The organism is Nostoc sp. NMS7, from assembly GCF_017115085.1.
Lineage (GTDB): Bacteria > Cyanobacteriota > Cyanobacteriia > Cyanobacteriales > Nostocaceae > Nostoc.
The window spans coordinates 19,782-39,877 of record NZ_JABXKJ010000007.1; the positions used below are offsets into that span (position 1 = coordinate 19,782).

Sequence of the window (20,096 nt, forward strand, 5' to 3'; positions counted from 1 at the left end):
TCCTGTCCCTAAATGTCCAGCGCTTCACTTATCACTCAAAGTAACTTTGTCTCATAACCAATTGAGACGGAGTTATAACGATGACGAAGGCCAATCAAAACCAAGTCACGCCACAAGCGATAAAGGCAGTCAAAGGACTTAATATGAATCCGCAGCAAACTATCCCAGTAATTGGCTCTGGCAATCCACCGCTTAGGAGATTTCGGCAGTTATGCAAGTTTTGGCAACCAATACTGGGAGCCATTGCTGCAATAGTTTCCTTATTAGTAGCATTATTCAGAATACTGTAGAAAGACTATACACCATCTGCTTCTCAACTAAAACACAAAGGCGATCATAGCTGGATCGCCTTTTCCTCTAAGAAGCTGAATGCCCCTTTTACTCCTCTCGGCAAGCCTTCTATAACAGGTCTTTGGGCAATATAACTCCAACAAAAGCCTAGTCATCTCGGCTGAGTTTTTGAGTGCGAGAGAGATCGCTGCCAAAGAGCAGAGGGAAAAATGCTTTCAAAAACCACAAAGTAAGAAACTCTAAGACTGAATTTCTTACTTTCGTTGCCACAACCCACCAAGATCAAAGCTTTTGAGAGCCAATGCTGTTAACTGTTCTTGCGGAGTTGGCGAAGCAGAGTGGCTCTTGCGGGCTTGCAGGATCTAGTTAACCTTTCTGCCCGTAAGAGCCACCGACTCCGAGAGCGAAGCGGTCACGAGTTCGTCGGATCAACATGAGATCATCGGCTAAAACCCCGCCCCCGTTGCTTTTGCTCCAGCATCTCTTGCTGCTGTTGCTGCTGTTCAATAAGAATCTCATTCCAAGTAAGCCCACTAGGTGCAATTCTTTTAGCTTGGGGCAGCATTTCCTGAACGAGAAGTGATGCTTCATTTCCCCGATCATCGTTATTAAATGCCAGCCCAATTCTGCTGATATTTCTGAGGAGTTCTACTGGCAAGTTATCTGGGTCATCCACTGCCATGTACATTGTTCTCACTGGTGGTTGCCTGGAGTGTCCGTCTCTGTCAATCTCTGCCATTGACAGCGCATCAATGGGGGAGTCACACAAGAATACTCTCTCAATTTTATCGTCAGGCTCTCCACCCAATTTGAAATGAAACCACCCCTCGGAGCGATCGCTGTCGGGATACTTGAAAGCACGATTGTCAAGACGTGCAGTGTCCCAAACCAGTGCGCCTGACTTTTCACCGTTCAGATCGCGCTTGATAAACACAACCTGAGCCTGTTGATCTATATAAGCCAACCCCTGGCGTTGTAATGGTTGCACAAGGAAATTGGTTATACCGCGTTGCTGAGTAAGGTACTCCTGTAATACTCGACGTAGGCTTTCATCTTCTGGTGGTGGTGTAAACTGGGGTGAACTCTGTTTTTCCTCTCTATTGGATGCCAGTTGATTGTTAGCGATTAGAACTAATGCTTTAGCTTCATCAATAGTCCATCCGGCGGGACTGGCAAAGATAATTTCTTCAACATCTTGAACTGGCTTATTATCTAATAATGCCCTGATAGCAATTTCTTTATCTCGGTCAGTCACTAATAAGTTTTGCAAGTCGGCGCTGTAATACTGATATAACTCGGCTCTTAGATTATCTTTTAGCTTTGGTTCATCTGTGGTTATAGTTGGAGTTTGATTAAGAGCAATTGCATCCACTGGTTTTTGCGATCTATGGAGTTGCTCCAAATAAACAATCGCTGCTTCCAGGTCGTCGAATATGGTTCTTCCGGCTGATAGCTGCTGCTGATTTTGAGAAAGTTGTTGTGTTAATTCTAATACTGTTTCAGTTAATGCTGATTCAACAGTAGATTGCTCAACATAATCAAAGATTGATAAGATAGCTTTGTTTTCTGCGTGAGATTGCAACTCAGCCGTAACTGCTTCATTAAAGTCACTGAATGTAGTTTTAGCTGCAACTAGTTGTTGATGATATTGAGAAACTTGCTCTGTTAACCCTAATACTGTTTCAGTTAAAGCTGACTCGATAGCTGATTGCTCAATATAATCAAAGATTGACAAAATAGCTCTCTTCTCTGCATGAGATTGTAACTCAGCTGTCAATGCTGTTTCAAAGTCATTGAATGTAGTTTTAGCTCCAAGGAGTTGCTGCCGATATTGAGATAGTTGCTCTGTTAATCCTAATACTGTTTCAGTTAAAGCTGACTCGATAGCTGATTGCTCAATATAATCAGAGATTGACAAAATTGCTTTCTTCTCTGCGTGGGATTGCAACTCAGTCGTCAACGCTGTTTCAAAGTCATTGAATGCAGTTTTAGCTCGAAAGAGTTGTTGCCGATAAATAGATAGTTGTTCTGTTAATTGTGGCAACGTTTCAGCCAAGGCATCATCAACTACTGACTGTTCAATAAAGTTAGAGATTGCATCCACAGCTTTTGGTGATGACAGTTGTTGATCTTCATCAAGAATCGCGGTTTCCAGGTCGTCAAATGTGGTTTTATTATTAGCTAGCTGCTGCTGATACGCAGACAGTTGTTCTGTTAATTGTGGTAACGTTTCAGCCAAAGCATCATCAACTAGTGACTGTTCAATAAAGTCAACGATTGTATTTATGAATCTTTGGCTCTCCACTGCTTGCTCTTTAGGATTCTTCAACAGATTCTCAATAAGCTCATCATCCCGTTGGGGCTGGTAGTCAATCCCCTTATGTTTTTGTAAACCTGGGAATGTATAGGCAGGCCCCAAAGATGTGCCGCTGAATTTCTGGTCATTCCACGAGTACGAAATGCCCTTACTTTTACCGTTGCGCGTTAATCCGTGACGAACTTCTACACCTTGTAATTGCAACCGCTCAACCAGTTGGGGCATAGTTAGTTTGTCTATTGTGGCGCGGTCGATTATTTCCTGGAGTTGTTGCTTAATAGGGCGTTCTTGTGGTGTAAGGCGCTCACCATTGATATATTCTTCGTATTCTCTTTCTAACCGTTTTTGTTGTCCAATACTGGGATTACGCGATAATTTCTCGTGGCTACTCTGGGTTTGTTGTAAGCCGTAATCTCGTTCTAGCTGCCGAATAATGGTTTCACTGCGCTTGTAATCCCAGCTATCATGTACAATCTTCCCGTTATCTAACCGAATGCGGCTGGCGCAAATATGTATGTGGTCGTGTTCAGTATTGCTGTGTCTGTAGACTACGTACTGGTTACTGTCAAAGCCCATCTCTTCGAGATAGCGGTTAGCAAGTTCGTTCCAGGTTGATTCGTCTAGTCGCTCGTTGTCTGGTAGTGATAATGATGCGTGGTACACTACTCGGTCAGCTTCTGGGTTTAGTTGTCGAGAGATTTTAAATTCTCTGGCCAGTGCGCGGGCGTTATCGCCACCCATGTTACCACCAATGAGTTTAGCATCTTTCTGAGACTCCAAATAATTCAGCAGTCCGCGAAACCCTCGCCCTTTAGTCTGGTTGCCAATCATCTGTTTCCTCGTCCGATTCTTCGATGAAGGTATTGGCTATTTCCCGCTGGCAGTGTCGTAGCAGTTCTAAGAGTTCTTGTAGAAGTTCTGGTGATGCTGGCGGTGGCAACTGCATTTTAATGGCGGTATTGGTAGCTTTGGCCAGTTGGTTGATGTTGTTGCCGATGCGCGACAGTTCCAGGTATGTATCAAGAGTAACTCTGCCCAATCGCGGCGGTGGTGGTGGGATTGGTCGCAGTAATATACAACGTCTTGTCAATTCTGCCAAACTCATGCTCGTATCTTCCGCTTTGGAGCGAATCATCTCGTATTCAATTGGGCTAAATCGCACTTGCAACATTTTGGTGCGGACGAGTGACTGAGAAGAAGCTTTGGGCATAAGTCAAACAAAACAAGATGCAGTTTTAGAGGGGGTTTCCAAAGTGGGGATACTTCCCCCTTTGGCAAGCCTGCCGAGTCGAGCGTAGCGACGACACCCCGAAGGGGTAGGCATGGCTTGCTTTTAACCAGTATTTCGGGGAGGCAGAAGGACTAGGGGAACAACCCACTAGGGGGAAAAGTGCGTAATCTCCGGCTACCACCACGATGATATTACTAAGGAGTTGACGTAAATTACAGTATGGCTAATTCTTAGTAAGAACTATCTGATTTATTTTTGATTAACTGTTCGTGAGTTATCTTACACGCTTTGAGTAATCACTGTTCAATCAGTTACGTTAATATCTGTTGCTGTTTCTTAACTATTTGTTGCATTGATAATTACCTGTCTTTAGATAGATGCTCCACGTTAAAGTAAAGTTTTAAACATAAACATTAGTTTGATTTTTACTCTTGTGGCTAAAGACAGTATTCCTAAGTCAAAGATTCCAGACGCTCTTGATGCTCTACGCGCTTTGGGTGCTAAGGAATTAGATGATATCCCAGCACGAGCGGCTATTAAAAAGATGCGCCGTCAAATTGAGCGGGTGCTTCGTCTCGGCTATAGCTACGAGGAAGTGTCTAAAACTTTAGCCCCTTTGGATATCAATATCAGTCCTGAACGTATCCGTTATTTACTTAACGATATTCGTAGGTCTACACGCAAAAAGTCAGTCACTCCTCCTAGCCAAGAGAATACCAATACACAAGTTATTGATGAGCCGGCAATTAGTGAGGATTCGGCTTCGGAGCAAAGCAATACTCAATCTGCCAACAAACCTCAGTCTCAATCAGAACCAAAATCAAAATCCGCTTCATCCAAATCAACAACTTCTAAAACTCCTAAAACGGCTAAAAAGACCTCTGATGATAAAGCTCCAGAGAATCAAAATTCCTCTCGCCTTGCTTTTGTACCTGAAATAATTTCAGATGAGGATTTGTAGATGGTAGTCAAACCTAAACAATCGGATGACCAAGTTCAGGAACAAAAGGCAACTGAACAGCCAAAAACTCTTGGGCGCTTAGTGTTGGTAACTGGTGACAAGGGCGGTACTGGTAAAAGTGTCGTGGCTAGAATCCTACTCGACATTTACCGCCACAGAAATATCAACTGCATCGCTTACGAGTGTGACCAGTCTAATCCTCAGCTTTATCGGCACTACAACAAAGTCGCTCCTGGCGTGCAAACGCTCAAACTAAATCAGCGCGGTGGTGCTGATGCTTTACAGGATGACTTAAAGCGTTTATCTCCTCAAGTTTCTTTGGTGGATCTGCCTGCTGGGGCAGCAGAATATTTTGAGTCAGTGGCGAAGGATATTTTTCTGTTTCAAAATGCCCAGCGTTTGGGTTATCGCATCACTATGGTATCGGTGCTGGGTCGAGTCAAGGATAGTCTATTGCAACTAAAACGGCTGGTGGATTTCTGCGGCGACAAAGTTGATTACGTGGTGGTGAAAAATCTCTACTGGGGTGATGAACACAAATTCACTCGCTACAACAATTCTAAGATGAAGCAGGCTGTAGAAGCTTTGGGAGCGATTGAACTATTATTGCCTGAGTTATATGACGATATTTTTGACCTCGTTGACTCCAAGGATCTTACTTTCAGGGAGGCGCTAGAGCATGACGATTTTAGTTTGAGTAATCAATCGAGAGTTTATGGCTGGATTGATGCGGTTGAGACTGAGTTTTCTAAGGCGGCTATACAGTTGGGGTTAGAGTAATGGCTGTAAGTAATGGTAATGGCAATGGTGCGGTATCTCATTTAGATAGGTTGCTGTCAGAAAAGCCGCCTGAGTTTCAAGCGAAAGTCTTGCGGTTTGCGCTTGATTCTGGGATGAAACAGGATGACCCAGCTTTTCGACTGGTGCAGTACATTGGTTATTTGGCACAGCTGACAGAAACCGCTCCAAACGATTGGAAGTTGTTATTTGAAAATTTACAAGATGAGTTAAACCAATGGAGTCAACTGACGGCGGAGCAATTGAAGACCCAAGCCGACCACACGGAGAATATCAAAAATCTAGCGACCAGCTGCAATCAGCTAGGGACAGCCTTGAGCGCATTAAATCTAACGTCTCAGCAACAACTCAAGCAATTGACGAGCTTAACCAAACTCTCCGAGAATTTGAACAATATCTCCCCCAGGCAACCAGAGACATTGAGCCAACCGTTACAAGAACAATTGAACGAGATCCAGACGGGAATATCTCTATTGAACCAAAAAGACGCGGATTCAGCCGTTAAAGGTTGGGGTAGAGCTATTATGATCTGGCTTTTCTCTCCGATCTCATTTTTTATTCTGTTTTGGTTTTATTCGCACCTGACCCCAATCCCTACTCCTATTGAAACTACCGAGTCTCTACAGAAAATTTTGCAGAATACTGATTGGAGTAATGCCAAGCTTCAACGGGTTGAGAAAAATTTGGGGACTGATCCAAACCGAAGACGACGGTAAAATAAAAAGGAACAACACAATGACAATCTCAAGAGGTTCAAAGGTCACAGTACACAGCCACACCAATAAGTGGCAAGGAGAGGTAATAAACGATGTAAAGGATGATTTAGATCCCTTTGATCTAAAAAATATGATCTAATAAATATTGGACTTGCTCTTAAAGCGTATTATTCTAATGATTATTCCTCCTTCATGTATAACCCTCTTTTGTCAGAGTGGGAGAATCCAATCGCCCAAACGGTTACAGGGCTTTAATTTCCACGTTTTGTCTATAAATTTTAGTTTCTGTTAGAAAATAAAGCCTCAAACCTTGATGAAATAAAACTTTCAGAATCAGGCTGAGATTATTGTTTTCCGAGAGTGACAAAACAGGGATAAGTTGTCTTTTGGTAATCACTCTAAGGGTATGTATTTTAAGACAACATCAGAGGGTGGTAGATATTACAGTGAAGACAGAGAGTTCTGGTTTACTGAATAATTAACTGAGCTAGTAGGATGACTTTCTGGCTTAGGCATCCAGATTGTGTAACCAACTGGAGAGGCTACCCCAAAGTCGGTTATGTTATTTTTTGAACCACCAGATGATTAACATAATTACTACTCCTACCAAAGACCAGAATATGAAGGATGCTTTGAATCTTTTAAATAAATAAATCGGAAGAAAAATAATAAGGAACTCACCTACTGCAAAAACATCCATTAGCCAAAAAAACTGCTTTATATTTTGAGTTTGACTTTTCAAAATAGCTACTTTTGACCATCCTTTAATTTTCTGTTCAAGATGTTTAAAGATTATATTTTTACTAGGTTCTGGAAATGGAAGAGTTTGAATTAAGAAGTTCAGCAATTGTAAGCTTCCTACTGACTCCCATAATCCTGGTGATTCCCATATTCTTGATGATTCCAAAAAGCTTGGTAATGGATAGGATCTTAAGACTGCGAGCTTTCGGTATTCTTGCACTTTTCGGATTTTACCCTGACGTTTATAAAGATCACTAAGAATCCATAAAGAACTGATTTCTCCTCTTCGGCTGTCGATTTCTCGATAAATGGCGAGTGCCTGCTCATGATAGTCAATAGCCTGCTGATACCTTCTTATGGACTTGTAGGCTGAACCCAAATTGATCAGCACACTAACTTCTCCTTCTCGGTCACCGATTTCTCGATAAATGGCAAGTGCCTGCTCGTCATAGTTAATAGCTTGCTGGTATTCTCCCATAAACCCGTAGGGAGAACCTAAATTGCTCAGTGAAGTAGCTTCTCTCTTTCGGTTGCCCATTTCTCGATAAATGGTGAGTACCTGCTCATAGTAAGCAATAGCTTGCTGATATTCCCTTAGATATTTGCAGGCTGAACCTAAATTGCTTAGTGAAATAGCTTCTCCCTCTCGGTTACCGATTTCTCGATAAATGGCAAGTGCCTGTTCGTAGTAGTCAATAGCTTGCTGGTATTCTCCCATGAACCCGTAGGGAGAACCTAAATCGATCAGTGAAATAGCTTCTCCTTGTCGGTAGCCGATTTTTCGATAAATGGCGAGTACTTGTTCGTAGTAGTCAATAGCTTGCTGATATTCTCTTAGTGACTCGCAGGTAGACCCTAAATAGTTCAGTACAACAACTTCTCTCTTACAGTCACTGATATCTTTTATGATGACGTGTGCCTGTTCAAGGCAGTCAATAGCCTGCTGAAACATTCCCAAGTTGTCATAGTGAGAACCTAAATAGCTCAACACACTAATTTCTTGCTGTCGATTACCGATTTCTCGACAAATGGCAAGTGCCTGCTCATAGTAATTCCTTGCCTGCTGGTACTCTCCCAAGGAACTGTGGGCAAAGCCTAAAGCTTTAAGCACAATAGCTTCTCCCTGTCGGTCGCCGATTTCTCGATAAATGGCGAGTGCCTGCTCATAGTAATTCCTTGCCTGCTGGTACTCTCCCAAGGAACTGTGGGCAAAGCCTAAATTGTAACAAAGAGAAGTGTAATCCTGATATTGGTCTGAAGTGGGTTGCCAATAATTATGCAGAAGTAGATACTGGCTAACCAGGAGTTGGAAGTAGCCACGTATTGATAAAAACTTATCGCAATCAAAAACAATTTGTGCCGATGTCTGATACCACTCTAGAGTAAATGCGTGATAGAAGGTTGCCAGGTGTGCGCTTGCTGCCTCCTGGTCGTCGTTGGGATTAAACTCAAGAGTTCGGTGTTCCCAGTAATAGTGAATTGCTCGTTCATGAGCAGCAGTCAAATCTCCTGCCTTTTTTTGAGTAAAGTCCTGCACTCTGGGCTGCAATTGATATTGCTTCAGCCCATACTTATCGACTCCTGGTAATTCTTGTAGCAGAGATCGCCGTTCAAAATCTTGTAACTTCGCATCCTCTAATGCTTGTTGCACCAAAGCAGATGCCGCCTCACGGTTAAAGCTTCCCCGAAGAACACTGACTTGGGAGAGCAGAAATTGAGCCTCTGATGAAAGCCGATTAAAACTCCAATCAAATACGCACTGTAGACTAACCTGGTTTTCACCTCGGTGTTTACCCTCCACCTCAAACAGATATGGTTGTTGATCCAGATGTAATACGGATCGTTCTCCTGGACGAAACTCTTGACGTAACCAGCCTGCTAGTAGCGATAATGCGAGTGGATTCCCATCTACTTGCTGTGATACCTTAGCCCGCTCATCCTCCTCTCCTTCCGCCTCCAACGCCTTCAACAATGCCGCCCCTTCTGTTGACTCCAACCCCCTATCTACTGTTAACCATTGCGATCGCCGCCAACCAAAATACTTGGGTGGATACTCCCGTCCCGCCAGTAACAACACGCTTTTGCCACCCAATTCAAAAAACGTGTCCAGGAACTCTTCATAGCCACTCTGCCATTTCCCCTCTTGTGACAGGATCAGCTCTAAATTGTCGATCGCCAGCAGATAGCGTTCAATCTGCAACTGACGTAGTAAACGTTGCGGCAGGTCTTTTTTGTCAATTGCCTGCATCTGCTCTGGCGGCATCCCAAACTCCTGCAATGCCCGCTCCGTAAGTTCAGTAATGTTTGTCCCAGTCCGAACATCAATCCAGCACTTGCCCACAAAGCCCTGACACTCATCAAATACCTTAGCTACCAGGGTAGATTTTCCAATTCCCCCCTCCCCTCGCACTCCAATCATTGAAGTTGTTCCATCCTGGAGCCAGCCATATAACTCCTCCAGTTCCGCTTTTCTACCCTGAAACAGTGAGCAATCGGGCAAAGGCGAACTGTATACCCGTTGGGTTTTCTGACCCTCTACGATCGTGACATTGTTGGTCTGGTGCAGAACCAGATCCTGATTGAGTACCGCAACCTTCTCTATCTTTTCTACCATCTCAGAGCTTCTAGAGCGTGATGGTATTAGTCTGGTTAATAATCGTGCCCTGGTTGACAACACCGATTTTATCAGCTAGCTGGGTCAGATTAACGATCGCCCCTGGTTGTGCCTGTACAGCCGTTTGGATCGCCTGTGCTGCCTGTTGAATTTCAGGATCGGTTGCTGCCAGAACTTCAACCTTTGCGGTTAAACCCTTTATCTGTTGCTCACTCAATTGAGGCGATTGAGCAGCAGCTTCGATTGCTGTTGCTATTGTGACATTCTTTTTACGGATAGCAGACAATAACTTACCGACTAAATTCCAGACAGACTCAGAGACTTTTTCCCCAGTTTTTTCAAACGCCTTGGTCGCAACTAGAGTAGCAATCGTTGCAGCAGTCAGAGATGTAACAGGTTCAACCATGACCAAAGCTCCAAGTAAATTTACTCTGTTCTAACCTAAACAAGATTATCTTGTTAATTATCTCACTTATCCCATTTTTATCTTACTAACTAACCCTGTTTTCTATTTTTCCTCTGCCTGATCGACACTGCTTCACAGCTTGAAAAATAAAACATCAAAAATTTTCAAATTGAGCAAGCTGTAACTCACTTTGGGCAAGGTGTTGGGAAATTTTCTAAATCTTTTAGCATACAATTTTCCAATTTTGGCACGATGACCCCGATTGAACAGCAATAAAAAGTGCGACCGGGCAACAGCAATGCCCAGCATTGGCTCTCAAAAGGCTTTCTTAGTCAGGCTTTCATGTCCAAAGTAAGGAATGGTATCACTCGTGTTGCTTAACCATGTTGGTTAAGCAACGTTTCTCTGACCATGCTTTTTAATCCCAGCCACTTTGTGTTGACTGCGATCGCACCATGTTCTTAAACTTTGTTAAGTGTGCATCAAACAGTAGTTGGATTGTGCCTGTGGCCCCATCGCGGTTTTTAGCAAGGATAATCTCTGCAATTCCTTTATCTTGCGTATTGGGGTCGTAATATTCATCACGATATAACATGATTACTTTGTCCGCATCCTGCTCAATCCCGCCACTGTCACGTAAATCCGAGAGCATAGGGCGTTTGTTATTCCGGTTTTCTACTGCTCTTGATAGTTGCGATAAACACATTACAGGTGTTTGTAACTTCATGGCTAAACGCTTAAGTCCGCGTGTGAGCTTTTCTATCTCATTGTTTCTATTGCCCCCGCCGTTACCATCCATCAGTTGCAGATAATCGACGACGATTAACCCCAAATCACGGCGCTCTTGTGCCATGATTTTACGGCATTCAGATTCTATATAGCTCAGTGATGGGTCTGGGCGGTCATCAAGGTAAACAGGTAGCTCTGATAGTGTACCGATGCCCTGTGATAGTGGCTCCCATTGTTTATTAGAGATGCGCCCTGTTTTCAAGTAGCCGCTTTCTATGCCAGCCTCACCTGAAAGCGCACGCATGGCAATCTGTAGCTTTGACATTTCCAGACTGAACACGACAACCGGAAACTGGTAAGCTTGGGCGAGATAAAAAGCTATCTGAGCCGCAAACGCTGATTTCCCCATCGCCGGACGACCCGCAACGATGACTAAATCATTGCGGTTAAACCCACAAGTCATTGCATCAAGATCATAAAAGCCCGTGGGAATGCCAGGTAATACTTTACCTTGGCTGCGGTCTTCAATATCCTGAAACAGATTAATCACCACTTCGGAAATGTGGCTGGCCCCCGCAGTGTCAGATGATCGCTGCAACTCATAGATAAAGTCCTGTAATTGTGAGAAGGCTTCCTCTAAGGGGGTTTCTTCATTGGACTTGTGCTGCAACTCACTGGCAAGGCTTGCCAGTCTACCTAGTTCTCGGCGCTTCCATTTTTCCACAACCAGACCTGCCAGCGCATCAATGTTAACTGCTGATACCGTCCTGTCAACCAGCGATGCTAACTTGTTTCGACCGCCGATAATTTCTAACAAACTATTATCAGCTAAATAATTCGTGATCATCAACAAATCTGTGGGCAATTCTTGGGCATTAAGTCGAAGGGCTGCGTTGTATATACGACCATGAGCGCTGATATAGAAGTGGTGCGGCTTCAAAATGTCGCGGACACGTTCTATGGCTACTGGGTCAAGCAAGATGCCCCCAAGTATCGCCTCTTCAGATTCAATGCTCTGTGGTGGTAGCTTATTGGCTGTGGTGGCAAAAGGAATTACGTTGTCGTCACTGGCGTACATATTAATCTTTGATTTCGATTAGGTCTAAATTTTTACAGTCAGATACCCACTAAAAAGAAGGGTGTAGGGGGTAGGGTGTAGGGTGTGGGATGGAACCATTAATTTCTTCACAATTAGGTCGCAGCGCTTGGGATGAGGCTAAATTCTTACCCTATACCCCACACCCTACCCCCTACACCCTGCCCCTTCGGGGCTTGGTCAATCGGGAATATCTACAAATCTTTCAGGAAACTTGGCGCTTGCCCATTCGTACCATTTGGCAGATACTTTATGCTTGCAAAACTTAGATAGTCCCTCAGACTGGAGCATACTGTAGTAGTGATCGTGCAGCCACGCCTCCCAACTAGGAAAATCGTAGCGCTGACGCTGTTTCTCTACTTCTGCGGGGTCATCAGCGAAGTTGTTAATTTTGCGATGTAATGTCCTGCAACCCGCTTTCCATTGCTCAAATAAGCAAAATATCTCTGTACTACCTTCATCTTTTTTAGAAAGCACTGTGGCTACGTATGGGGCTACGTTATTAATGTCTTTGCTCTGCGATCGCTGATAGGTCTGATAGTAAAGCAGGAAATCCACTTCTTTAACTGGGTCATCACTGAAAACCAAGATTTGAGAATGATTCTCACGCGCCGCGCCGGAATTTAGATCCTCATGAGTGGATTTCTCGTTAGTTGCAGAGACTTTCTCTTTATTAACAGCGTAGTGATTATCTAGAAGTGCTTTTTCTTGGTCAGTTTCTTTGTTCCCCTCTTTCTCTTTTTCCTCCGTCTCTCCAGTGATCGATTGAGGTAATATTATTTCTTTAATCTTATTAAGAGGCTGTGAGGTATGCTGTGAATGACTTTCAGCCCGCACCCCATCCATTTTTGGCACTATGCCATCCATTTTTGGCACTATGCCATCTATTTTTGGCACTATCGGTTGATGTGTATCATTTACATCATCCATTTTTGGCACTATCGGTTGATGTGTATCATTTACATCATCCATTTTTGGCATCATGGATATTGGAGCAGTATTTGTATTGTTAATTTTTTGTACTAGAGATAAGTCTTTCAGCAGTAATGCGCCAACTTTTATGGGGTCAACGCGATAAAACTTAGCTGCATTGCCCTTGTTCTTTTTTAGTTGACAAGAAATTACGTAGCTTGATTCCTCTAGCCCCAGCAACAAACGTTGAATACTACGTTGTGATCCTAGCGCCGGGTATGCGTTTTCCCACTCTTTGTAAGTAGCGCTAGTCCACCATTCCCCATCATGAAAGTAGCCATGCTTGTTGAGTCTGGCATTGCTCAAACACCAGCTTTCAATGATTTGAATCAATAAAGCTTGGTTAACACCTACTACATTTGCTACGCTCCAATAGAGCTTAGTATATGCAGGTTCATAGCCGTGAGTAAGTCGATAAGCTGTAATCGGGCCTGCTGCGGTCAGTGTTGTAGTTCCCTGTGTAGCATTCATTTGTATTACCTCGAAATCTTTTAGATTTCGGATAACTCCTCATCTTGCAAACTCGCGTCGCTAAGTTATTTAAGTTATTATGGTTATAGCGAGCGCGGTGTACCCAGTACCAAGAAGTGTCCAGCCTCTTATTGCACTAGGAGTTACCCGGCGTGTTTAAATCAATAAAATCCAGCCTCCGCTGGTACGCATCCCCTCTAGTTTCTGCTAGTGGGGATATCCGTTTTGAGGAGAGGTGCTAAATTGTCTGCACCCTCTCGGCTCCCATTTGCCCTCTCCAGGGCTGCCGATTCTATATCGCCGCTTCCCTCTGGAATTGGGGCTAGGATTTGTTTTGAAGGACTTTTGCATTGCAGTTTTCCTAAATACAAAATTTGTTTTACGCGATCGCTTAATCTTCCCTCCATTCCAATAACTCACAGGGCTGGATTTTATAGCAGTCACAGATTTTGTTAAGCGCTAATCCATTAGGTATTTGCTCAGGATTGTCATATAAGTTGTAAACAGTCGTTTTACTTAACCCTGTACGCTCGCTGAACTCATAACGCGTAATTTTGAGCTTTTCGTCAATAAACCTCCTTATCGTGTTGCGAACTGGCATAGAAACCCGTCTGGTAATAACAGACTCCTATTAAAGCATCTTATAAGGAATGTTGTTATACACAGCTTTATTTAATTAAAATTAGGTTGCTATTAATAGCTATCTTGTATTAGTATAGCCATTGTAAGGCTAAAAAGACAAGGGCAGTCAAAACAGTCAAGGGCTGACAAAGGTTTCACCCACAACGGCTTAATGACCGCAAGTATCCAAAAGTCTTGCACGGCAAAGATTTTCAAAACTTTAATAACTACATAGAGCGGAATGACTACCGCTCACTAAACTTGATGCCTGCATTCATCAGGAGTTATTTATCAATGCGAGTCAGTATTAGACAGCCATTGCAGCCATTTATTAATGCAAAGGCTAAAGAATTAGGTGTTGATGATGCTGGTGAAGTGGTTAACTATTTGCTCTTGCAAATTATGTCAAACAACGCCACGAGCGAACCCATACAGACACAGACTAAAAAGGCTTAAACGATGTATATCAATTTACGCAACTTAGAAGCAATCAACGAACTACCTCTTGAGAGAACAATGCTTAATCAAAATCAATTACGAAGGTTAGAAGCAATAGATCGCTGGCTCAGAGAAATCCGAGATTCTAAGGAATTTGGGCAACTAGAATACTCCCCAGATGTGATGCTAGGAGATGCAATACAAGCAGTGGGCGAACTACTTGACTTTCACGTTTCCTGTGATTACAAGCCCACGAATTTTACTGATTCTGAGTGGCATTCATATCTAGAACAAAAGCCAGTAATGCACATTCGCCGCGTGAAGACTTGGCGTGAAAAGATTAACTCATTCATACAAGATGCTGCGTCAGAAGTAGCAATTCTGAGCTTACTAACAACAGGTTTTATGGTTGTTGGTACTATCTTTTGTCACGGCGTTGACCGCATTGAACAAAGTAGAGGCGAGGAATATGAACCCACATGGATCTACAACGCCAAAATTTTTGAAGGAAGTGCTATCGCATCAATTGCGGTCTTCTTGGGTGCAAGCTTAACGGGCGCGTGTATTGCAGGAGATCAGAATGATGATTGATAAAGAGCTTGTAGGATGCGTCACGCTATTGAGCAAATCCAAAACCTACAGTATCGATGGCGCTCTCTATCGCTATCTCTATAGCAACGACAGTATCAGACACACACAATATTATTTCCGTCCTTTACCGCGTCAGTCTAAGAGCGCTGACTTAAAGCTCAATCGTGACAAGGTGCTAAGGCGCTGCTACGAAGTGCCGAGTTTATATAAACAGCACACAGCAGAGATAACTAAAAACTCAATACAGTTGAGTTTGTTCTAACCATTGGTAACAGATACTACCGCGCATCGTGGACAAAGGCTTTGACACAAGCGCGTCAACTAGTCCAAAAGGGGCGCTTTTACCGGGGTAAAATCGATAATTCAGTAAGTCTTGAATCGGTAAGCGCTTTGTTATTACGTGGTTATAGCCATTGAGTGCAACGCCTAAAAGTCTTCTAAAAAGTTATTTTCTAAGGTTATTGACAGCCTCTAAGAAGAGGGGCTTATCCATAACTCTGAATCAATCTTGGGGGCTAGTCAAATACCTGAGAATGTCCGGGCAGTCGGTTGATTTTATACACACTTAAACAAGATTACAGAGGTAACGTGGCAACAAAGAAGTATTTAGCTAAGTATCGTCAGCTCAGGCAGATTTATGAGCGAGTGTTAGGCAAGACAATCTCAGACGAGACTTGGTATCGGGTGGTGTCTTTTCTCAAGCAGCGTTTTAGCTTGAGGGTTGAATCAGAGTCGGCAGAAACCATAGTTGAAACATTTGCGGGACTTAAACGGCGCTATGGTGCATTAAGTCCAACCAGGGAGGGATTTGAGGAGCGTTGGCAAGCATTCAAGCATTTTTATGAGTCATCAGGCGGCTACAGCGGTATTGAAGCACTATCTGCTTTGGCAAACTATCTAAAAATCAATCTTGACGATGTACCACGCAGCACTCGTTACTACTGGTTTAGTCAAGCCGGACTATCTTTCAGCGCTGAAAATACTTACCACTGCAAAGATTTAGCGCTTGTTGCGTTTGTTGCTGCTAAATGGGCAATCAACAAACGAGCGCAAACGATGAAATCCGCAACCATCGAAGTTTTAACACTAGCCCTTTAAGGAGCAATCATCATGTCTGACAAGTTTACTAATAACGTCCGCGCTCGTTTGTACAAACAGGGTTATCAAGGATTCACCAAGGACGATTACACAACAGCTGCTCTTGCTGTCGAGTGCGATGACCTTGACAATCCCACCAAAGAGCAATTGAGTCAAGCCGTTGACTATCTCAAAGTTAAAGCGACAAGCCAATTATCTGTAACTGATGAACCCGTTGAAGAAACGTTTTTAGTAGGGTCAGAAGATGCACAGCCTGAAGTTGAATCTAATCAGCTTGCGGTCGCCGAATCAGAGATTAACAGCATCACTGTAACTAGTGAAGATAAGCGTCAGATTGTAACAGCCCAATCATCCGCGCTGGGGTTTGAGTTAACCGAACAAGAAACATTAAGTATCGCTGAAAATGTTGACGACACCTTTACCGACTACAGCCAATTTATCAGTACTGTAACGGCTGCAATCAAGAACTACGTTGATCATAAATTTGATGTCATTGAGCAATCATTTGAAACTAACGCCCAAGACTTGCGAGAACACGTCAGCAACAGAGCTTCTAGATTGAACCAAAAGGTTAACAACTTCTCAGGAGACATGAAAGCGGATATGGGAGTCATCCGCCAAAACATTAAAAGCACCCAATTTTCAATCCTCGCAAGGCTCAACGCGGCTCAATAGTGATGACTTGACGCTTTTAGAGTGCTTGGTGATTTGCTCTTGTAGAATGAGCTACTTCTCAAGAATTGCTGTTAGTTTATGTGCGCTCGGTGCTGTGATTTTACCCTTGTACAACTGCTTGTATCTGCCAATGCTAGAGCAATCAAGCTATCAGCAATATCTCAAACGAAAGTCAGCTATTGAGCAATATGTAAGGCGAATGGAGTACCACTGCAATCAAATCTTTACCCCAGAGAAGGAATATCGCTGTGAAAAGTTCAATGAAGCTAAAGAATCTGGTAACTTCCAAATCACGCCACCTAGAGCGCCAATTAAAAACTAAATTTAATGCCTCTACCAACTTAGTAGTCAGAGCGCTAACAGGTGATAAATCCGCCCTGAAGCTGATAGGGCAAATGGGTAATGACGGGGCAAAGATTAGTGAATTCGCCCCACAGGTTAAAGAGCAAATGCTAGCTGCTATCAAAGGGACTGAGGACTTAAACGTAGTTCTCAGCGACATCTACAAACAAGTTGGTGTAAGCGGCGAGAAGATTGAAAGAGCAGTACAGTCAGCGATTTTAGCTGATACTCATCTAGCAAACATCCTAGAAGAGATGAAGCTTGATTTCGCTTCATCCAAGGAGAAAGAAGCGCTGCGTCATCAACAAGCAACAGACCATCTATTGCTCAAGGCTTGGGTGGATAAACACATGATGCAAGTTGATGGCGAATATAAAATGTTGCAGGCAGAATTGCAGACAGATATTAGACAACAAACAATTGACCTGCAACATGATAGAGAACTGGGCAAGTATTACTTAGAAATGGGTGATAACGCTCGTGATGACTTCAAGCCGAAAAAACAATATGCTGGGCGCTCGATAGTGCAAAAAATCAAGGATGCTCTGCTAGGTTTATGACAGTTCAATCCCGACAGTTACCGCCTGAATTAACTGTCGGGCAAGTAAATATCATAACAGTTATATGACATACGACCTTGAAGAGGATCAAGAGGAATTAGTAAGCGAAATCGCCCCAGATACGCCGTTACCAAAAGACTTGATAGAACATTTAGAGTCGCGCAAGCAGCACCGCAAAGATGTTATCAATACAACTGAAAAATTGACGAGATTCTTTGTCGGTTGGTCGCTAAATTCTACGGGATTCTTTATAGCTAAATATCTCTTAATAACTGGCGGTGGCGTTAATCTCTGGCTGGCAATTTCGCTCTCATTTTCTATATGCAGCGTTGGCTCTTTGGCTGGGTTAACGGGCTTGAGAGTTAATTACAACAGTGACGGACTAGAGGTAGATAATATGCAAAATCTTATAAAAACTGCTGGAGGCTTGGTGTTTGCAGGTATCACAACTTGGTTAGCAGTCAAAGACCATCAATATTTTGAGAATTTGACTAAAGAAACAGTCACGCAGATTAGCCAAGATATTCAAACCATTGAAAAACAGAACCCGCAATCAGACCCTTGGGTAAGTATTGCAGTCGCGTTGGCTTTATTCATTGGCTCTATTGCAATTATTTTTAAGGGGCGGGAATGAAACAGGGTGTTTTCGAGTTAGTACTGGCTGGTGTGTGTGGTGTAGCCGCAATCATCGGGCTAGCAACATCGCAAACACGTCAGCCTTACGACCTGACACAAATTCAATTTTGCCCAAGGTCAGCAAACGGCGTACACAGTCAAATAGCTTTGGATAAGCGTTTTTGCAACCAACCGCGTTTTGTCCTTACTGAAGAATGGCAGCGCTACGGACTGTATGGCAGCATCATTCCGTACAAGGGCGATGCAATTCAATGGGTGCGTGATTTGCCCACAGATAACCCTAATCAGTTGCTTGGATATGGGATTGCAGTTATTGGGCTATGGGGTATTGTGGGTTGTTTGCTCGTGCGTTCGCAACGCCTCAAGCGCACGGATTACGAACTGGGCGAACTGGAAAAGACTGGCGACTATGCAACTTGGCAGCAAAATAAGCACAAACGTGAGATTAAGCAGCATTCAACCCAGCTTTACACTGAACGCTTAAAAGATGGATTAACTGACCTAGACGTTCATTCTCGTAAAGAATTGGGGCTAACCGATGAGGAAAATGAACGCGCTAAGGCACGTATACAGCTAGAAGACTTTATGAAAGCCCGTGCTGTTAATCATTCTGTGATGGATAAAACCATTGCTGAGAATCTTCGAGATCAAGCGAAAGCGGAGCAAGAACGCGGCAAGATTGAGGGTAAAACCAAGGGAGCGATCGCAGACAGTGACAATCAGCAGTCAGTTGACCAGCAACGGGCAAACTCACTCATAGAAGCGCTCAAAGGCCATGAGGATGGATGGCTGTGGAAGATTATCGACAACTTAACCCCACTGTGGTTAATCGGTCGCCAGGGTTCAGGTAAAACTTACACGAGCGCTGCTATAGCCCTTGTTAGAAAGCATTGTTTAGGGATTCCCATCTACTACTTAATTGACCGTCACGCGACTGGGGATAACTCCAAAGCATGGCGATATCTTGATACTCAAAATATTGCAGAGTCCGAGTTAGAGATAGGCACTGCGCTTGATACTCTCTGTGAGCATTGGCTATTAAGAATTAAAGGGAAAAATGACCTAGAGCAATCTGCAACTATAACGCCTGAACAAGTGCTTATTGATGAGTACACCAACCTGAAATCGTTGATTGGTGAACCCGCAGAAAAGTTTTACAAACTGCATCTGACAGACACTAGAAAAGCAAAAGTTAATGTTACTGGTATCACCCACAATGACACGAATTCCAGCTATCCCGAAGGGACACAAGCAATGAGGGAGGCGGGTACAATCCTTATTCAAAAATTCTCAGCTAACGGTAAAACCCCACTGTCTAGAGTCAAGATTATTCGCGGCTTGCTTGATGACAATGGGGAGGAATATCTGGAGGCAGAGCGCACACTGCCAAGCTGGTTTAACCCAGAGGATATTTACAACCATATTCTAGGTAAGCCGATTTCTTTTGATACTTAGCTCTTCACTGTTAATTAATTTATGGAAATAGGTGAATACTATGCACCCAATAGAATTTAAGAAAAAGTGGCAATTAACTTACAACGATTTAGCACTCGTCTTAGGTTACGAAAATGATTTCACTGTCCGTTGTTGGGGGATAAATGGAGGGCACAAGCGCAACCCTCAAAAAGTGGTTTATGTAGCTTGTCGTCTACTAGATGAAAAATGGTCAGCTGAGGGGAAAGTTATAGATTCTTACCTTTGATAATTTCTATCCGCGTCTCTGCTAATTAATTACTTGAAATAGGTGAATACTATGCACCCAATAGAATTTAAGAAAAAGTGGCAATTAACT

At 43.3% G+C, this 20,096-nt stretch carries 22 protein-coding genes; 14 read left to right on the top strand and 8 right to left on the bottom strand.

Annotation, left to right across the window (positions count from 1 at the left end; all coding sequences use genetic code 11):
- Positions 1–80: 80 nt before the first annotated feature.
- Entirely contained in the window at positions 81–290 is a 210-nt protein-coding gene (locus tag HWQ38_RS00435) for a hypothetical protein (RefSeq protein WP_292789027.1), read from the top strand.
- A gap of 440 nt (positions 291–730) precedes the next feature.
- Here the strand turns inward: HWQ38_RS00435 and HWQ38_RS00440 are convergent, their stop codons facing one another.
- Both HWQ38_RS00440 and mobC read right to left on the bottom strand, forming a co-directional pair.
- Entirely contained in the window at positions 731–3,439 is a 2,709-nt protein-coding gene (locus HWQ38_RS00440) for a relaxase/mobilization nuclease domain-containing protein (RefSeq protein WP_292789030.1), read from the bottom strand.
- Entirely contained in the window at positions 3,420–3,818 is a 399-nt protein-coding gene (gene mobC / locus HWQ38_RS00445; RefSeq protein ID WP_292789033.1) for a plasmid mobilization relaxosome protein MobC, read from the bottom strand. Before mobC ends, HWQ38_RS00440 begins: the two co-directional genes overlap by 20 nt.
- Positions 3,819–4,272: 454 nt before the next feature.
- On the opposite strand from mobC, the gene HWQ38_RS00450 reads away from it, so the two are divergent.
- The 3 genes from HWQ38_RS00450 to HWQ38_RS00460 are packed head-to-tail and all read left to right on the top strand — an operon-like array spanning position 4,273 to position 6,314.
- Positions 4,273–4,800, top strand: a complete 528-nt coding sequence (locus HWQ38_RS00450; protein WP_292789036.1) for a hypothetical protein — start codon at positions 4,273–4,275, stop codon at positions 4,798–4,800.
- A complete protein-coding gene (locus HWQ38_RS00455) occupies positions 4,801–5,580 on the top strand; it encodes a hypothetical protein (RefSeq protein ID WP_292789039.1) in 780 nt (259 codons plus the stop codon). It begins immediately after the preceding gene.
- Positions 5,580–6,314 (top strand): DUF6753 family protein, encoded by a 735-nt coding sequence (locus HWQ38_RS00460; protein ID WP_292789040.1) that lies wholly within the window; start codon positions 5,580–5,582, stop codon positions 6,312–6,314. The genes HWQ38_RS00455 and HWQ38_RS00460 overlap by 1 nt, the downstream gene beginning before the upstream one ends.
- Positions 6,315–6,876: 562 nt before the next feature.
- On the opposite strand, the gene HWQ38_RS00465 is transcribed toward HWQ38_RS00460, so the two are convergent.
- The 6 genes from HWQ38_RS00465 to HWQ38_RS00490 form a co-directional block, all read right to left on the bottom strand.
- Entirely contained in the window at positions 6,877–9,669 is a 2,793-nt protein-coding gene (locus HWQ38_RS00465) for a tetratricopeptide repeat protein (RefSeq protein WP_292789042.1), read from the bottom strand.
- Positions 9,670–9,679: 10 nt separating this feature from the next.
- Positions 9,680–10,075 (bottom strand): hypothetical protein, encoded by a 396-nt coding sequence (locus HWQ38_RS00470; protein WP_292789044.1) that lies wholly within the window; start codon positions 10,073–10,075, stop codon positions 9,680–9,682.
- A 418-nt stretch (positions 10,076–10,493) separates the two neighbouring features.
- Complete coding sequence (gene dnaB / locus HWQ38_RS00475; protein ID WP_292789046.1) at positions 10,494–11,882, bottom strand: replicative DNA helicase; 1,389 nt, start codon at positions 11,880–11,882, stop codon at positions 10,494–10,496.
- A 198-nt stretch (positions 11,883–12,080) separates the two neighbouring features.
- Entirely contained in the window at positions 12,081–13,343 is a 1,263-nt protein-coding gene (locus tag HWQ38_RS00480; RefSeq protein ID WP_292789048.1) for a hypothetical protein, read from the bottom strand.
- Between the two features lie 197 nt (positions 13,344–13,540).
- Positions 13,541–13,750 carry a hypothetical protein gene (locus HWQ38_RS00485; protein WP_118171710.1) on the bottom strand — a complete coding sequence of 70 codons (210 nt, stop codon included), beginning with the start codon at positions 13,748–13,750 and terminating at the stop codon, positions 13,541–13,543.
- The gene (locus tag HWQ38_RS00490; RefSeq protein ID WP_118171711.1) at positions 13,735–13,944 is read right to left on the bottom strand and encodes a helix-turn-helix transcriptional regulator; all 210 of its coding nucleotides are present in this window, start codon (positions 13,942–13,944) and stop codon (positions 13,735–13,737) included. The genes HWQ38_RS00485 and HWQ38_RS00490 overlap by 16 nt, the downstream gene beginning before the upstream one ends.
- A 314-nt stretch (positions 13,945–14,258) precedes the next feature.
- Between HWQ38_RS00490 and HWQ38_RS00495 the strand changes: the two genes are divergently transcribed.
- The 10 genes from HWQ38_RS00495 (at position 14,259) to HWQ38_RS00540 (ending at position 20,006) form a co-directional block, all read left to right on the top strand.
- Entirely contained in the window at positions 14,259–14,420 is a 162-nt protein-coding gene (locus HWQ38_RS00495; protein WP_196525725.1) for a hypothetical protein, read from the top strand.
- Between the two features lie 3 nt (positions 14,421–14,423).
- Positions 14,424–14,993, top strand: a complete 570-nt coding sequence (locus HWQ38_RS00500; RefSeq protein WP_292789055.1) for a hypothetical protein — start codon at positions 14,424–14,426, stop codon at positions 14,991–14,993.
- Positions 14,983–15,255, top strand: a complete 273-nt coding sequence (locus HWQ38_RS00505; protein ID WP_292789058.1) for a hypothetical protein — start codon at positions 14,983–14,985, stop codon at positions 15,253–15,255. The genes HWQ38_RS00500 and HWQ38_RS00505 overlap by 11 nt, the downstream gene beginning before the upstream one ends.
- Positions 15,256–15,581: 326 nt before the next feature.
- Positions 15,582–16,091 (top strand): hypothetical protein, encoded by a 510-nt coding sequence (locus HWQ38_RS00510; protein ID WP_292789061.1) that lies wholly within the window; start codon positions 15,582–15,584, stop codon positions 16,089–16,091.
- Positions 16,092–16,103: 12 nt separating this feature from the next.
- Entirely contained in the window at positions 16,104–16,766 is a 663-nt protein-coding gene (locus tag HWQ38_RS00515; RefSeq protein WP_292789064.1) for a hypothetical protein, read from the top strand.
- 46 nt (positions 16,767–16,812) lie between these two features.
- The gene (locus tag HWQ38_RS00520) at positions 16,813–17,088 is read left to right on the top strand and encodes a hypothetical protein (RefSeq protein WP_292789066.1); all 276 of its coding nucleotides are present in this window, start codon (positions 16,813–16,815) and stop codon (positions 17,086–17,088) included.
- Entirely contained in the window at positions 17,027–17,668 is a 642-nt protein-coding gene (locus tag HWQ38_RS00525; RefSeq protein WP_292789069.1) for a hypothetical protein, read from the top strand. The genes HWQ38_RS00520 and HWQ38_RS00525 overlap by 62 nt, the downstream gene beginning before the upstream one ends.
- A gap of 64 nt (positions 17,669–17,732) precedes the next feature.
- Positions 17,733–18,302 (top strand): hypothetical protein, encoded by a 570-nt coding sequence (locus tag HWQ38_RS00530; protein WP_292789072.1) that lies wholly within the window; start codon positions 17,733–17,735, stop codon positions 18,300–18,302.
- On the top strand, positions 18,299–19,759 hold the full coding sequence (locus HWQ38_RS00535) for a hypothetical protein (protein ID WP_292789074.1): 1,461 nt from the start codon (positions 18,299–18,301) through the stop codon (positions 19,757–19,759). Before HWQ38_RS00530 ends, HWQ38_RS00535 begins: the two co-directional genes overlap by 4 nt.
- 40 nt (positions 19,760–19,799) lie before the next feature.
- The gene (locus HWQ38_RS00540; protein ID WP_094346557.1) at positions 19,800–20,006 is read left to right on the top strand and encodes a hypothetical protein; all 207 of its coding nucleotides are present in this window, start codon (positions 19,800–19,802) and stop codon (positions 20,004–20,006) included.
- The last annotated feature ends 90 nt before the right edge of the window (positions 20,007–20,096 follow it).